This window comes from Streptomyces sp. NPDC059850 (genome assembly GCF_042731515.1).
Lineage (GTDB): Bacteria > Actinomycetota > Actinomycetes > Streptomycetales > Streptomycetaceae > Streptomyces.
On sequence record NZ_JBHWJI010000002.1, the window covers coordinates 193,084 to 206,906 of the forward strand.

Sequence of the window (13,823 nt, forward strand, 5' to 3'; positions counted from 1 at the left end):
TGTTGGGGGGCCCTATGAGTCTGCGTGAGGCCCCCCACTCTTTTTGTGGTGTGCTACCAGCGATACCAGCGGCCACGGCGGCCGCCCGTCGTGGGACGGACGATGAAGCCGAGCAGCCAGACCGCGAGAACGATCACGGCGATCCACCACAGTGCCTTCAGGGCGAACCCGGCACCGAAGAGAAGGAGCGCGAGGAGTAGTACCACGAGAAGCGGGACCATGATTATCAACCTCCGCCGCCCGAGTACCCCTGCCCTCCGCGCACACGCCTGATCATTTCGGTCGGTTGTCGAACGCCGTCGCGAGGCGCAGCCTGGAGGGGTAGAGGGTGGCGGCCAGGGCAGGCAGAGGGTGATGGTCATGATCCAGTCGGCTGATATCCGTGAGTGGCGCGACCGCGATGTCGTGGACGACGAGGGCCGCAAGATCGGCGCGTTGGAGTCGGTCTATGTGTCCACGTCCACCGACGAGCCGCAGATGGCGACGGTACGGACCGGGGCGCCCATGCGGCACCGCCTGGTTTTCGTCCCCGTGGACGACGCGATCGTGGGGCCGGGCTATGTGAAGGTGTCGTACGCGCGGTCGCTGGTGAAGAAGGCGCCGTCGCTCGGTGTGGACGATGTGCTGCCCGCCGAGGAGGAGGGCGCGATCTTCCAGTACTACGGCAAGGCGTACCAGGCGAGCGCGGGCGAACGGCGGCTCGCCCGCCGCTGACGCTCGCCCCTACCGGCCGGGGAGGTGTCGCGCGGTGGCTCTCTTCCTCTTCTTCGTGATCGTGGCGATGGTGCTCGGGCTCATCGGAACGGTGGTGCACGGGCTGGGGTATCTGCTGGTCATCGGGGTGGCGGTGTTCGTGGCCGACCTGATCTTCCTGGCCGCGCACGGGGCGCGGCGGGCGCGGCACCGGTCGCTGCGATGAGCGCGGGGCGGGCCGCCGTTCCGTTCGGCGGCCATGCGTTCCCGTACGCTCCCGGCACGCTGCGGCTCTCCGGCGGTGCGGCGGGGGCCGATGGGGTGGTGCTGGAGCACTACCGGCTGTGGAAGCGGTACTTCGTACGGCCGCGTGGCGATGGCATGTACGCGGTGTACGCTCCCGATGCCGCGTATCCGTACGTCGCCGAGGCGCAGGGGTACGGGATGGTGATCAGCGCGCTGATGGCGGGCGCGGATCCCGAGGCCCGGGAGGTTTTCGACGGGATCCTCCGGTACGTCCTCGCGCATCCGTCCGCCGGTCATCCCGGTCTGCACGCTGCCCAGCAGGACGGGGCGGGCCGGGACGTCGGAGGGGCCAATTCCGCGACCGACGGTGACCTGGACATCGCGTACGGGCTGCTGCTCGCGGACCGGCAGTGGGGCGGCGACGGTGACGGCTACCGGGTGCTGGCGATACGGCGCATCGACGCCATCCGGGAGGCGGGGCTGCCCGTGGCGGGCGGGCCGATCAAGCTGGGCGACTGGTCCTCGGGCCACTTCGACGAGGTCTCCCGCACCTCGGACTGGATGCCCGGCCACTTCAGGGCGTTCCACGCGGCCACGGGGGATCCGCGGTGGGGAGCGGTACTGGACACGCATCTGTCGCTGGCCGGGGACCTGCAGCGGCGGTACGCGCCGGACACGGGGCTGCTGCCGGACTTCGTGGTGGACGCGGGAAGCGATCCGAAGCCCGCGCCGGGGCGGGTGCTGGAGAGCGAGCACGACGGTGACCTGCACTGGAACGCCTGCCGCGATCCCTGGCGGCTCGGTACGGACGCGGCGGTGAGCGGCGACGCGCGGTCCCGGGCGGCGGCCACCCGGATGGGGTGCTGGATGCGCGCGGCGACGCATGGCGACCCGGGCCGCATCCGGTGCGGATACCGGCTGGACGGCGCGGCGTACGGGGAGGGCGCGGCGGGCGCGTTCGTCGCGCCGTTCGCGGTGGCGGCGATGGTGGGCGGCGGCGGGCAGGAGTGGCTGGACGCGCTGTGGGCGTGGATGGCGGCGTCCCCGCCGGACCCGGGCCGCTACTACTCGGCGAGCGTGCAGCTGCAGGTGATGCTGATGGCCAGCCACAACTGGTGGCCCCCCTAGGCCGGGTCCCGGGGTGCCCCGGCTTCCCGGGTGGAATCGGACGGCGGTGGGCGGGGGTTTCCGTGGGGTGAGGACGCACAGGGGACGACGGAGCGGTGGCGCGGGCGCGCGGGAGTGCCGGTGCCGGTACCCGTGCGGGGGCGCGGGGGTGCGGTGGGTCATGGCGCGGGCGCTGGTACGTCGGCGGGAGGCGCTGGACCCGGGGGCGCTGGCCCGGCTGCGGCGCTTCGGGGAGGCGCTGTCGCGCGGTGATCGACCGTCCTGAGCGGTTCCCTGGCGTCAGATCTCCTGGGCCACCGCTTCGCACAGTTCCGTCAGGGCTGTGCGGGCTGGGCCGGTGGGGAGGGGGGTGAGGGCCTTGCGGGCCTCGGCGCATTGGCGGTGTACCTCGTGGCGGGCCTCCGCCAGGGCCGGGGCCGTCGGGTCGCCGGAGAGGAGGACCGGGAGGGTGGGGGCGCCGTGGACCGGGGAGCGCAGTTCGGCGGCCAGGTGGCGGGCCACGCCCAGACGTTCGCCGTACACCGCGAGCGCGTCCGCGATCTCCTCGGGGGCGCCGGAGGTCAGCGCGCCGAGGCGGCCGGAGGCGGCGGTGAGGGCGCCGCTGCGGGCGGCCAGGGTGCGCAGGTGGTGGGCGACGGGGTCGTGGCCGTCGCGGGGGCCGGTCGTCTCCAGGATCTGGCCGGTGACCAGGCAGGTGAACGCGTCGGCCTGGAGCCGTACGGCCCTCGGTCCGAGACCGGCCAGGAGGCGCGAGGCCCGGGCGAAGAGGAAGTCGCCGATGAGCACGGCGACCGAGGCGTTCGTCTCGTGCCGTACGTCGTCGTGGTAGTGCGTCGCCAGATGGGTCAGCTCGACGACGACCGCCGCGGGCACCACGCCCGGCGCGTCCGGGTCGCCGAAGCGGGCGGCCAGCAGCACCAGCAGTGGCCGTAACCGGCGGCCGCCCGGGCGCGCCAGATGCCGTGCGGCCTCGGCCATGAACGGCATGTCGCTGCGCGTCGCCTCCACGAGGGCGTCCTCGACCGCCGCCAGCGCGGCCCGCAGGTCCGGTTCCCGCGTGGGGTTCCGGAGCGTGTGGTTTCCGGCGACGGTCACTCGGGGGTCCTCTCGTAGGGGGTCAGTAATGTCTCATATGTCCCTAGGGTTCGGCCGGGACCGTGGCCCGGATCCGGCTGCCCTGTCCCGGGCGGCTGTCCACGAGCAGGGTGCCGCCCACCTCACGGGCCCGTTCGCGCATCGAGAGCAGGCCCAGATGGCCGGGGAAGGTGCCCTGGGAGTCGAAGCCCACGCCGTCGTCGGCCACCGTCAGGGTGACCGTTCCGGGGCCGCTGAGCAGGTGGAGGGTGACGTTCCGGGCCCGGGAGTGCTTGGCGATGTTGTGCAGCGACTCCTGCGCGATCCGGTACAGGGCGTGCTTGGCCTCCGGCGTGGTCTCCGGCTCGGACCCGAGCATCGCCTCGGCCGTGATGCCGTACCGGTCCCGTAGCGTCTCCACGTGCTGGGTGAGCGCGGCGACCAGGCCCTCGGCCTCCAGGGACTCGGGCCGCAGCTGGCACAGCAGGGTCCGGGTCTCGGCGATCGCGACGTCCGCGAGCCGCCTGATGTACTCGATCGGCTCGGCGAGCTGGGCCAGCTCGGCCACTCCTGTCGGCTCGGCCAGATCGCGTTCCAGCAGCTCACGGGCGGTACGGGCGCCCAGCGCGATGCCGTACAGCGCCTGCGAGACCGAGTCGTGCAGCTCCCGGGAGACCCGCTGCCGTTCCTCCCGTACGGCCGTCTCACGGGCGGCCGCGCGCTGCCGGTCGTGCTCCACCGCGCACGCCGCATGGCCCGCGATCACCTCCAGGACGGTCATATCGGTCTCGCCGGGGCGGCGGCCCGCCGGGAAGTGGCAGCACATCGCGCCGATCACGGTGGTCTCGCGCAGCAGCGGCCAGGCGGCCACCGCGCCCCGCGCCGGAGTCTGTCCGGTCCCGGACAGGCCCTCGTGGATCACGGGCGTGGCGCCCGCGATCGCCTCCAGCGCGGGCTTACGGGACGGCGGGGTGTGCCCGTGGCCGCCGCCCGCCATGCGCAGGATGGCGCCCGGGCCGGGCTCCAGGAGGTAGACGGTGCAGCTCGCGGCGGTGGTACGGGCCACCGCGCCCCCGGCCAGGGCGTCCAGGGTGCGCCGTACGGAACCCTGCCCGGCGGCCGCGGCCGTGGTGGCGGCCACCCGGCGCAGCTGTTCGCGGCCGCGGAGCCGGGCCACGGCGAGCCCGGCGGGTTCCGCGAACATCCGGACCGTCCGCACATCGGCCCGGGTGAGCCGCCGTCCGCCGCGCCGCGTCGCCACCTCGATCACGCCCGCCGCCTGGCCGCGCACCAGCAGCGGCGCGTCCAGTACGGAGGCCAGGGCCGCGTCGTGGGGGACGCGGTGGAAGAGGCCGAGGCCGCCGGAGACCGTGGGCCGTCCGGCGCGGATCGCCTTGCGGGCGGGCGCGGACCCGCCCGGGGTCAGCAGCCCGCGGGGGATGGCGTCCGGGGTGCCGTCGACGGCGCGTACGGCCAGGACGTCGCCCGGCTCCAGCACCATCACCCGCGCCAGGTCGGCGCCCAGCAGCTCCCGCAGCCGGTGGGCGATCAGCCGCAGCACCTCGTCGCCGGGGTCGCCCGCCAGGACCCGCTCGGTGACCTCGGCGAGCGCCGTGCGGCGCCGCCGCCACCGGAACGGGAAGCGGTGGCCAGGACGAGGCCCGTGCTCGTGCCCGTGTATCCCGAAAGCGATCACGCCGACCACCACTGCTCCCTCGTCGTGGACTCCAGCGCCTCGGGCGGGGTCAGCTCACCGGCCGGTACCAGGCCCGACTGCACCGCGTAGACCGCCGCCTGGGTCCGGCTGTGGACGCCGAGTTTGGTCAGGATGTGGCTCACGTACGTCTTCACGGTCTGCTGGCCGATCCGCAGATCGCGGGCGATCTCCTTGTTGGCCTTGCCCCGGGCCAGCATGGTCAGCACCTCGGTCTCCCGCTCGGTGAGCTGTTCGGGCCCGCTCGGCTCGCGGACCTGGCCCATCAGCCGGGAGATCGCGGCGGGGGAGACATGGATCTGTCCGGCGGCCGCGGACTTCACCGCGTGCCGCAGGTCGTCGGCCTCGGCGTTCTTCAGCAGGAAGCCGATCGCCCCGGCCCGTACCGCGCCCATCACCATCGCGTCGTCGAGGGAGCTGGTCAGCGCCACGACCTCGACCTCGGGGATGTCCTGGCGGATCTCCGCCGTGGCCGACACCCCGTCCATCACGGGCATCAGCAGGTCCATGAGGACGACGTCGGGGCACAGCTCCCGGGCCAGCCGTACGGCCTCGCGGCCGTTGGTCGTCTCGCCGACCACCTTGATCTCGTCGTCGAGCCCGAGGATCATGCGCAGGCCCTGCCGGACCACCGCGTGATCGTCTGCGATCAGAACGCGAAGCGCCACGTTGACTCACCTGCCCACGAGAAGGAGAACGACGGGAACAACGGAACGGAGCGTCCAGCTAGGCGTACGGGAAGGGAACCCGGTGAGCGGTGTCCGGAATTCCATCAGTCGGGGGATTTCGTCCCCCATTCGTCCGCCCCCGGTTGGCGGAGGCGCCGCACGGGGGAAGGCCCTCACTCCGGGTCTACGGGCCTGAAGCCCCACTCGGCGGCCTTGGCCACCGCCTCCAGCTGCGAGCGCACCTCGAGCTTCTCCAGGATCTTGCGCACATGGGTGCGGACGGTCGCGTAGCTGATGCTCACCCGCTCCGCGACCGCCCGGTTGTCCAGGCCCTGGCTCATCAGGGTGAGGATCTCCTGCTCGCGCCGGGTCAGGCTCTCCAGCCGCCCGGTCTGCTCGGCGGTCGAGCGCGCGGACTCGCGGTTCCGGGACAGCACCTCGACCAGGGTGCTGGCCGGGATCAGGGTCTCGCCCTCGGCGGCGGAGCGGATGGCCGAGGCGATCTCGTCGCCGCTCGCCGACTTCAGCAGATAGCCGCACGCGCCCGCCTCGACCGCGGCCAGCAGCGCCGAGTCGCTGGCGTCGGCGCTGAGGATCACGATCGCGCAGGACGGGTCATGGGCCCGGATGCCCGCGGCCGCGTCGGCCCCGGTGCCGTCGGGCAGCCGGAAGTCGATCAGGGCCACATCGGGCGACAGCTCCTTGGCCATGGGCACGGTCTCGGCGACCGAGTCGGCCCACCCGACGACGGTCAGGTCCCCGTACTCGGCCAGCAGCGCCCACAGCCCCTCGGCGACCACCCGGTGGTCCTCGACGATCAGGACCTTGGTCAGCTCCGCCGGGGCGGTCACGGTTCCGGTTCCCCTTCCGATGAGGGGGAGCCGATGGACGGCGCGCCGAGGGCCGGGACCGGCGGTTCGCCCAGCGGCACCCAGAACTCGACGGTGGTGCCCGTGCCCGGCGCGCTCTCGATACGGCACCAGCCGCCCGCGATCTGGGCGCGTTCCTGGATGAGGGACAGCCCGAGGTGGCCCGGGCGGGACTCGACGTCCAGGGGGTTGTAGCCCCTGCCGTCGTCGACGATCCGTACGAGACAGCCCTCGTCGAGCCCGAGCAGCTGGACGTGCACCGTCTTCGCGCGGGCGTGCTTGCGCACGTTCATCAGGGCTTCCTGCGCGGTCCGGTAGATCAGCGCCATGGTCTCGGCGGGCGGCTTGGCCGCGAGCCGGTCCTCCAGCCGGTAGGTGAGCCCGGTCTCGGTACGGATCTGCTCCAGCAGCCCGCGCAGCGCGGCGGCCAGGCAGCCGTGCTCCAGGCTGGACGGCCGGAGGTCGAAGATCAGCTGGCGCAGTCGGCTCAGCGAGAGCTTCAGGGTCTCGTCCAGCTTGTCCATCACCCGCTGCTCCTCCGGGTCCCGCAGCCGCCGCCGCAGCTGCTGGAGCCGGAGGCTGGCCGCGGTGATCACCTGGATGGTGTCGTCGTGGATGTCCGCGGCGATCCGCCCGCGCTCCGCCTCCTGGGCGTGGACGAGATGGCTGAGCAGGGCCTGCCGGTCCCGGTCGGTGACCTCCAGCAGCTCCAGGCTGCGTTCCAGGACGAACTGGGCGCGCTGCACCTCGGTGATGTCCCGGACGGTCAGGACGGACAGCAGCCCCTCCTCGGTGCGCAGCGGGCTGACGCTGACGTCGGCCGGGAACTGCTTGGCGTCGCTGCGGCGGCCGACCAGCTCCATGCTGTGCCCGAGCGGCTCCTCGGCCTCGTCCCATTCGCGCAGCGAGACGGTCAGCGGCTGGTCGGGCAGCAGCGCCTCGACGGCGCGGCCGATGAGGTGGTCGCGGTCGTAGCCGAAGAGGCCTTCGGTGCGGTTGTTGGCGGCCTGGATGCGCCCGGCGGCGTCGACGATCATCATCGCGTCCGGGGAGGACTCGATGAGCTGGCGGAACCGGCTCTCGGCGGCCCGCAGCTGGCTCAGGTCGGCGACGAAGACGACGCCGCGGGCCCGCTTGCCCTGCAGATGGCCGCCGCTGAACTGGGCGGGGAACTCGGTGCCGTCCCGGCGGCGGCCCGCCATCGCCGAGGGCGCGCTGAAGACCCGGCCGACGAGCTGCTCGGAGGCGGTGCGGTAGCGCTCGGGGACGAGGTCCCGCAGCCGCTTGTCGCGCAGCTCGGTCGAGCTGTAGCCGAACATGTGCCGTACGTGGGCGTTCGCGAACTCGATCCGGCCGCGGGAGCCGAGGACCAGCACCCCGCAGGGGGCGTGGCCGAGGAGGTCCACGTACGACTCCTCCAGCCGCCCGCCCACCAGGTCCTCGAAGCGCCAGGAGGCGCGGTCGGCGCGGCGCAGCGGCTCGGCGCAGTCGGTGAGCAGATCGGCGGACATGGAGAACTGGTCGCGGGCCGCCCGGTTGATCGCCTCGAGTATTTCCTCGGCGGGGGTGCCCTTGACCAGGTAGCCGGTGGCTCCGACGGCGAGCATGTTGAGGACGGTCTCGCGGTCGCCGTGGGCGGACAGCGCGACCACGCGGGCGTCGGGGGCCTGGTCGCGGATGGCGCGGACGCTGCCCGGGGCGTCGCCCTTGGGCATGTGCACGTCCATGATCACGACGCGGGGGTGGTGCTCGACCGCCTCGTGCACGGCCTGCTCGTGGTCGATGGCGAGTCCCACCAGCTCCAGGTCGGGGTGGGAGTCGATGAGGTCGGCGAGGGCTTCCCGGACCGCCGGGTCGTCATCGGCCACTACAACGTCGATGCGGTCGTCACCCATCGCTACCCACCTCCCTTGAGGACGGCACCCTGCAGCTCGCGGACGCTGAGTTCATCGCGCCGGCAGTGCGACAGCGACGGCATGACCGCGGCGAGCGGCGCGACCAGCACGTTGTAGTGGCTTCCGATGCGATCGCACACGGCGACCGCCGCCGCGGCGTCCCACACCGCGGCCCAGAAGGCCCAGTCGTGACGGCGGTGGTTCTTGGCCGCGTCCAGCGCGGCGCGGCGCGCCACGGAGGCGGCCACGAGGATGCGGTACCGCTCCTCGTCGGTCGTGGTGCGGTGGACCTCCGCCCATCCCTCGGCCCGGGTCTGGCTGGAGGTCTGCTTCCACAGATCGGCCACCCGGTCGATTTCTTCGGGAGAGAGATCCTCGATATGGGTCAGGAACTGGAGGACTCTTCGCGAGTTCGGGCCGAAAATAATACTCATAGGACACTCCAGGACGCATGGTACATCTCCGGACTATCGCGAACGTGGGCCCCGGCCTTCTGAGGCGGCCGGACGGACCGGCCCACGTTCCCGCTCGGGCGTCTGTCCTAGTCGTTCTGTCCGTGGCCCGAGGACATGTTGATGCTCGCCTTGGCGATGCCGCCGCTCTTCTGGCCGATGAGCTGGAAGGCGACGCCGTTCTCGTCGGCCGCGGTGATCCGGTACGAGCCCACCGCCGAGGCCTTGCCGCGCTCGTCCACCTGGAAGGTCCCGATCTTCCGCTGCCCGGTGGAGCCGGACCCGGCGTACGCGACCACCGTCTCGCCCGGGGCGAAGCCCGCGACGTAGAAGCTCAGCGTGGTGCCCGCCCTGCCGCCGAAGGCGCTGGGCTCGGCGGACGGGGAGTACGGCAGCACGGTGAACCCGGAGCGCACCACGGCCCGGCTCTGGTCGCCGATCGCCATCAGCGTCTGGCGGCCCTTGAGCCCGAACGGCACGTTGAACGCCACGTCGCGGATCTGGCCCATGCCGTTCGCCTGGGCGGTGAAGGCGGGCAGCCCGCTGTTGCGGTTGATGTAGACCAGCACCCGCTCGCCGGGCGCGAACTTGTTGGCGGACAGCGTGATCCGCTGACCGGCCTTGAGCGCGTACGGCTTGGACTTCATCGACGGGTACATGGCCAGCATCTGGAAGGGCGCGGTGGCCGTGGTCTTGCTGCGCTTGCCCACCAGGACCAGCGTGCTGTTGCCGGTCGGGGCCACCCCGACCTTGATGTCCGCGCGGCCCACGCTGCCGCCGCTGTCGGTGTGCAGCGTGGTGACGGGGGTGCCGGTGGTCCGGCCCCAGAACACGTCGATCGACTCGCCGGGCCGGAAGCCATGGGCGCTGACCATGACGATGTCACCGGGGCGGCCGACCATCTTGTTGATCCGCGCGGTGCCCACCGCGCCGCCGGTGATCACCTTGGCCTCGGCCGCGTTGGTGCTGCCGCGCTGCTGGGCGACCAGGGTGGCGGGCCGCCCGCTGTTCGACTCGGGCACGGTGAACCGGGCGTAGATCGAGCCGTAGCGGTCGGTCTTGACGCTGCCGATCGTCCGGCCCTTGGTGTCCGACGCCCGCGCCTTGAGCAGCAGGTCCACGGTGGACTTCTTGCCGAAGCCGCCGCCCTCCACCGTCGCCTTGCCGCCGGGGGTCACCAGGCCCGGGTTGAGCACGATGATCGGGCCGGACGCCTGCGGGATGCGCTGGTTGCCCAGCTTGATGGTCTTGGGCTGCTTGGGCGGCCGTACCTCCTGCCGCTCCTGCGGATGCCCCTTCTTCGGTGCGCCGCCGCCTCCGTTGCCGGTGGTGTCGAGGGCGCCACCGAAGCCACCGCGCGCGATCACCTGCACGAGCGATCCGACGATCGCGAAGACCACGAGAGCGAGCAGGACGGTCTTCCAGGTGAACTTCTTCTTGTTCTTGTTTCCCGGGTCGCCCCCGGCCGGGGATTTCTCCTCGTACTCGGGAACATCCCTGTCCTCCGGAACATCATCCCAGTCGTCGTACTCAGGCATGGCCTTCACCTCCTCTTCCCGCGGCTATTGCACCCGGTAGATTTCGAGCTTGATGTTGCCCTGGATTCTCGACCAGACCCGGTCGGAATTCTGCAGAGCCTTGAGAATCCAGTTCTCGCGGCCATCGGAGTTGTTGGTGGCCATCGACTTGCGCATCTTGTTCGACATGATGATGTAGTCGATGTTCTGCCACTTCTTTTTGAAGAGCTTGTCGCGCACATCGGGGTCGGACGCGGCATTCCAGTGCGAATGCGCGTACGGATAGAAGGGGCGCACATCGTGCAGCTGTCCCCATAGATCGTCGTCCATGATGATGCGCGAATTGGGTGGGACGTGTTTGCGGACCCAGGCGATCTGATCATGCTGCATTTTGGTGAGGTTGATCCGCGACTGGTACTGGTCCGCGATTTGCACGACGCCCTCGGTATTGGTGTGCACCAGATATCCGGAGGACGGCGACATCAGCAGGACGACCGCGACCAGCGAGGGCACACCGACCCGGACGAGGGAATGGGCTCCGCGCATGAAGCGGTTTTTGAACGAGGCCTTCAGCAGCCGGTCCACGGCCATCCCGATGCTGATCGCGAACATGGGGATCAGCGGGGTGACGTAGAAGTCCAGCACCACGCTGCCGCGCAGCAGATAGAAGGTGTAGCCGAAGGCCAGGGTTCCGACGATCAGGTAGCCCAGGTTCCGCTGCCGGTCCCGCAGCCCCCACCACAGGCACAGCAGCATCGCCACGAATCCGGCGATCAGCATGAACGAGTCGCGCATCAGCCAGCTCGTGTACAGCAGCCCGTCGTGGCTGAGCAGATTGCCCTGGCTGCGGTTGAGCTGCCACCACAGGGTGTAGAGCAGTGAGACGTGGTCGGCGGGCGGATTGTCCAGGTCGAAGTCGAAACTGCTCGGCAGCAGCTCGTTCTTGAGCACCGCGTACGTCACATAGGCGCCGATCGGGGCCGCCGCGGCGAACGGCCAGAGCGTCCGCAGGAACCGGTGGCTCGCCGACCCCTTGATCCGCCGGTAGAGCAGATAGATGAAGCTCGGCACGAAGAAGATCGCGTTTTCCTTGGTGATCAGCGCGAGCCCGAGCGCCATCCCGCCGCCGAACACCGATCTGATGGTGGTCTCCCGGCGCAGCAGGGCGAACAGGCTCAGCAGCAGCCAGAACATCATCAGGTTGTCCAGCAGCACCTGGCGCTGGTAGTAGACCGCGATCGGCGAGACGTTGAAGAAGAACGCGGCGATGGTGGCGGCCAGCACGGATCCCGACAGCCGCCGGGTGATCTCGAACAGCAGATAGACGCTCGCGACATGCACGAGCAGCATCAGGAAGCGACCGGTGTTGATCGCGTTGCCGAACGTCTCGAACTGCTGCGGCAGTGGGAAGACCCAGCCCGCCAGCGTGATCCAGCCCGCCGGGGCGTGGTCGTAGTCGTAGGTGTAGGGCGAGAGGCTGGTCTCGCGCACCAGCGACCAGGCCCGCTGCATGTAGATGCCCTCGTCGGTGAGGTAGAGGGGGTAGCGGAACAGGTGGTAGCCGTGGGTGAGCGCGCCGGTCAGCAGGGAGATGGCCAGGGCGATCTTCCCGACGTTCCCCAGCGGCGGGAACCAGCCGCGCTCCACGGAGAACCGGCGGCGCCGCCGCCCGGGAGGCCGCTGCGGGGCGGCCTGGCCCTGGCCGGTGTTCTTCCCAGTGCTCTGGTCGGCGTTCTGGCCGACGGCGACCGGGTTCGAGGGTGCCCGGCTGGGCACGGGGTCATGCGACACGCGACTCCGCCTCCTCGGTCTGGCCCCGGTGGGCGCCCACGTGCTGTGTCTTCTCCCAGTCGTGGCGGCCGGCCAGCTGCCGCCGCATGGCCCGCAGCGCCGCGTACGCCAGGACCATCTGGAACGGGAACCAGGCGATCGCCATCCGGAGGACCTCCTTCGGCGAGGCCTCCAGGCCATGGGCGTCGGTGAACTCGTACAGGCCGACCACCTGCACCAGGAAGTGCGCGACCAGCAGCAGTACGGGCAGATACGAGCAGAGCGCGATCAGCACCGGCACCTTGAGGATCAGGATCATGCCGAGCGAGATCGGCAGATAGAGGCCGAGCAGCGCCTGACCGCGCGGGAAGACCAGCACGTAGAAGGCCAGCCAGCGCTGTTTGCGCGTCGGCATCTTCTTCCAGGTGCCCTTCTTCAGGGTCTGCATGAAGCCCTGGCTCCAGCGGGTGCGCTGCCGGATGAAGTGGCCGAGGGTGGGCGGGGTCTCCTCCTTGGTCACGTACCGGTCGTCGTAGACCACCCGCACCCGCTCGCCCATGGCCGAGATCCGCAGGCCCATGTCGGCGTCCTCGGTGAGGTTGCGGTCGTCCCAGCCGCCGAGCCGCAGCAGCAGCTCGCGGGAGAAGAAGACGGTGTTGCCGCCGAGCGGGATGGAGCCGTGGTGGGCGTGGTAGTGCAGCCGGCTCTTGAACCAGAAGAAGTACTCCAGGACGTTCAGCGTGGAATACCAGTTGGACTGGTAGTTCATGAGCTGCACGCCCGCCTGCACCACCCGGACCCGCTCCTTCACCATCACGGTGTTGATGAGCCGGAAGATCTTCGGGTGGATGTCGTCCTCGGCGTCGAAGATGGTCACGACCTGGTTGGCGGTCTGCGGCAGGGCGGTGTTGAGCCCGTGCGGCTTGTTGACCGGCTCGTCGTCGAAGACCACGACCCGCACGTTGTGCAGCCCTTCCCGGGCCAGCTGGTCGATCTTCTCCTCGGCCTTCTTGATGGTGCCGTCGTCGTCCTGCGAGCAGATCACGAAGACCTCCAGCAATTCGGCCGGATAGTCGGCGCGCACCACTCGCTCGATGGTGGACTGGATGACGTCTTCCTCATGCCGGGCGGGCAGCAGCACGCTGAAGGAGAGCCTCGGCGGAATGAAGGTGTCCGGCGCCCTCGCCTTCCGTTCGGCGTCCGCCCGGTCCCAGGTGTAGAGCATGAGATAGAGGACGTGGGTCGACTGCACGGTGAGCAGGATCGACACCAGGACCAGCACCAGGTAGATGATCGGGATAATCATCGGCTCCGCCTCCCCCATACCCATCCCGTACTGGAGGCGAAGTTGACCGCGAACGCGGCGGAGATGCCGAGGCAATTCGCCAGCAGGAGATACATTCCGGCGCGGACCAGCGACCAGACGATGACGACGTTGACCGCGAGTCCGCCCAGTACGGTTACGTTGAACTTGACGAAACGTCTGGCCGACGGGGTGTGCACGGCGAAGGTCCACCGGTCGTTGAGCAGATAGTTGTGGACCACGGCGAGTTCCACCGCGATGGCGGACGCCACCAGAAGCGGCAGCCCGCCCCAGTGGTAGAGCGCGAAAAGCGCCGCCGAGTTCACCACCGCACCGGCCCCGCCGACCACGGCGAAGCGCAGCGCCAGACCGGGCATACCCGCCATCCGTTTCCGCGGCGAGCGGGTCCGGACCGAGGTCCCGTTCCGCCGGTGAGTGGTGACGTCCGCTGGATCGCCCGGCTCTCCCGCGCGCTCACTGAACGTTCGGAAACG

The 13,823-nt window shown here is 70.6% G+C and carries 14 protein-coding genes; 3 read left to right on the top strand and 11 right to left on the bottom strand.

Going from position 1 to position 13,823, the window contains the following annotated elements; translation table 11 throughout:
* Nucleotides 1–53: 53 nt before the first annotated feature.
* Nucleotides 54–221: a hypothetical protein gene (locus tag ACFV9T_RS02855; RefSeq protein ID WP_009716824.1), complete on the bottom strand. Its 168-nt coding sequence runs from the start codon at nt 219–221 to the stop codon at nt 54–56.
* A gap of 139 nt (nt 222–360) precedes the next feature.
* On the opposite strand from ACFV9T_RS02855, the gene ACFV9T_RS02860 reads away from it, so the two are divergent.
* The 3 genes from ACFV9T_RS02860 to ACFV9T_RS02870 are packed head-to-tail and all read left to right on the top strand — an operon-like array spanning nt 361 to nt 2,067.
* Nucleotides 361–714: a PRC-barrel domain-containing protein gene (locus ACFV9T_RS02860; RefSeq protein ID WP_385436294.1), complete on the top strand. Its 354-nt coding sequence runs from the start codon at nt 361–363 to the stop codon at nt 712–714.
* A 34-nt stretch (nt 715–748) separates the two neighbouring features.
* Nucleotides 749–919 carry a hypothetical protein gene (locus ACFV9T_RS02865; RefSeq protein WP_385436295.1) on the top strand — a complete coding sequence of 57 codons (171 nt, stop codon included), beginning with the start codon at nt 749–751 and terminating at the stop codon, nt 917–919.
* On the top strand, nt 916–2,067 hold the full coding sequence (locus ACFV9T_RS02870; RefSeq protein WP_385436296.1) for a glycosyl hydrolase family 8: 1,152 nt from the start codon (nt 916–918) through the stop codon (nt 2,065–2,067). The genes ACFV9T_RS02865 and ACFV9T_RS02870 overlap by 4 nt, the downstream gene beginning before the upstream one ends.
* A 279-nt stretch (nt 2,068–2,346) precedes the next feature.
* Here the strand turns inward: ACFV9T_RS02870 and ACFV9T_RS02875 are convergent, their stop codons facing one another.
* The 10 genes from ACFV9T_RS02875 to ACFV9T_RS02920 form a co-directional block, all read right to left on the bottom strand.
* On the bottom strand, nt 2,347–3,162 hold the full coding sequence (locus ACFV9T_RS02875) for a polyprenyl synthetase family protein (protein ID WP_385436297.1): 816 nt from the start codon (nt 3,160–3,162) through the stop codon (nt 2,347–2,349).
* A gap of 43 nt (nt 3,163–3,205) precedes the next feature.
* Complete coding sequence (locus ACFV9T_RS02880; RefSeq protein WP_385436298.1) at nt 3,206–4,837, bottom strand: GAF domain-containing sensor histidine kinase; 1,632 nt, start codon at nt 4,835–4,837, stop codon at nt 3,206–3,208.
* On the bottom strand, nt 4,834–5,523 hold the full coding sequence (locus ACFV9T_RS02885) for a response regulator (RefSeq protein ID WP_385436299.1): 690 nt from the start codon (nt 5,521–5,523) through the stop codon (nt 4,834–4,836). Before ACFV9T_RS02885 ends, ACFV9T_RS02880 begins: the two co-directional genes overlap by 4 nt.
* Nucleotides 5,524–5,696: 173 nt before the next feature.
* Complete coding sequence (locus tag ACFV9T_RS02890; RefSeq protein ID WP_385436300.1) at nt 5,697–6,374, bottom strand: response regulator; 678 nt, start codon at nt 6,372–6,374, stop codon at nt 5,697–5,699.
* Nucleotides 6,371–8,287: a PAS domain S-box protein gene (locus ACFV9T_RS02895; RefSeq protein ID WP_385436301.1), complete on the bottom strand. Its 1,917-nt coding sequence runs from the start codon at nt 8,285–8,287 to the stop codon at nt 6,371–6,373. Before ACFV9T_RS02895 ends, ACFV9T_RS02890 begins: the two co-directional genes overlap by 4 nt.
* Before the next feature lie 2 nt (nt 8,288–8,289).
* Complete coding sequence (locus ACFV9T_RS02900) at nt 8,290–8,721, bottom strand: hypothetical protein (protein ID WP_385436302.1); 432 nt, start codon at nt 8,719–8,721, stop codon at nt 8,290–8,292.
* Between the two features lie 107 nt (nt 8,722–8,828).
* Nucleotides 8,829–10,277 (bottom strand): hypothetical protein, encoded by a 1,449-nt coding sequence (locus ACFV9T_RS02905; RefSeq protein ID WP_385436303.1) that lies wholly within the window; start codon nt 10,275–10,277, stop codon nt 8,829–8,831.
* 24 nt (nt 10,278–10,301) lie between these two features.
* Nucleotides 10,302–12,047, bottom strand: a complete 1,746-nt coding sequence (locus tag ACFV9T_RS02910; RefSeq protein WP_385436304.1) for an ArnT family glycosyltransferase — start codon at nt 12,045–12,047, stop codon at nt 10,302–10,304.
* Nucleotides 12,037–13,332, bottom strand: coding sequence for a glycosyltransferase (locus ACFV9T_RS02915; RefSeq protein ID WP_385436305.1), 1,296 nt, complete (start codon nt 13,330–13,332; stop codon nt 12,037–12,039). Before ACFV9T_RS02915 ends, ACFV9T_RS02910 begins: the two co-directional genes overlap by 11 nt.
* Nucleotides 13,329–13,706: a GtrA family protein gene (locus tag ACFV9T_RS02920; RefSeq protein WP_385436306.1), complete on the bottom strand. Its 378-nt coding sequence runs from the start codon at nt 13,704–13,706 to the stop codon at nt 13,329–13,331. Before ACFV9T_RS02920 ends, ACFV9T_RS02915 begins: the two co-directional genes overlap by 4 nt.
* Between the last annotated feature and the right edge of the window lie 117 nt (nt 13,707–13,823).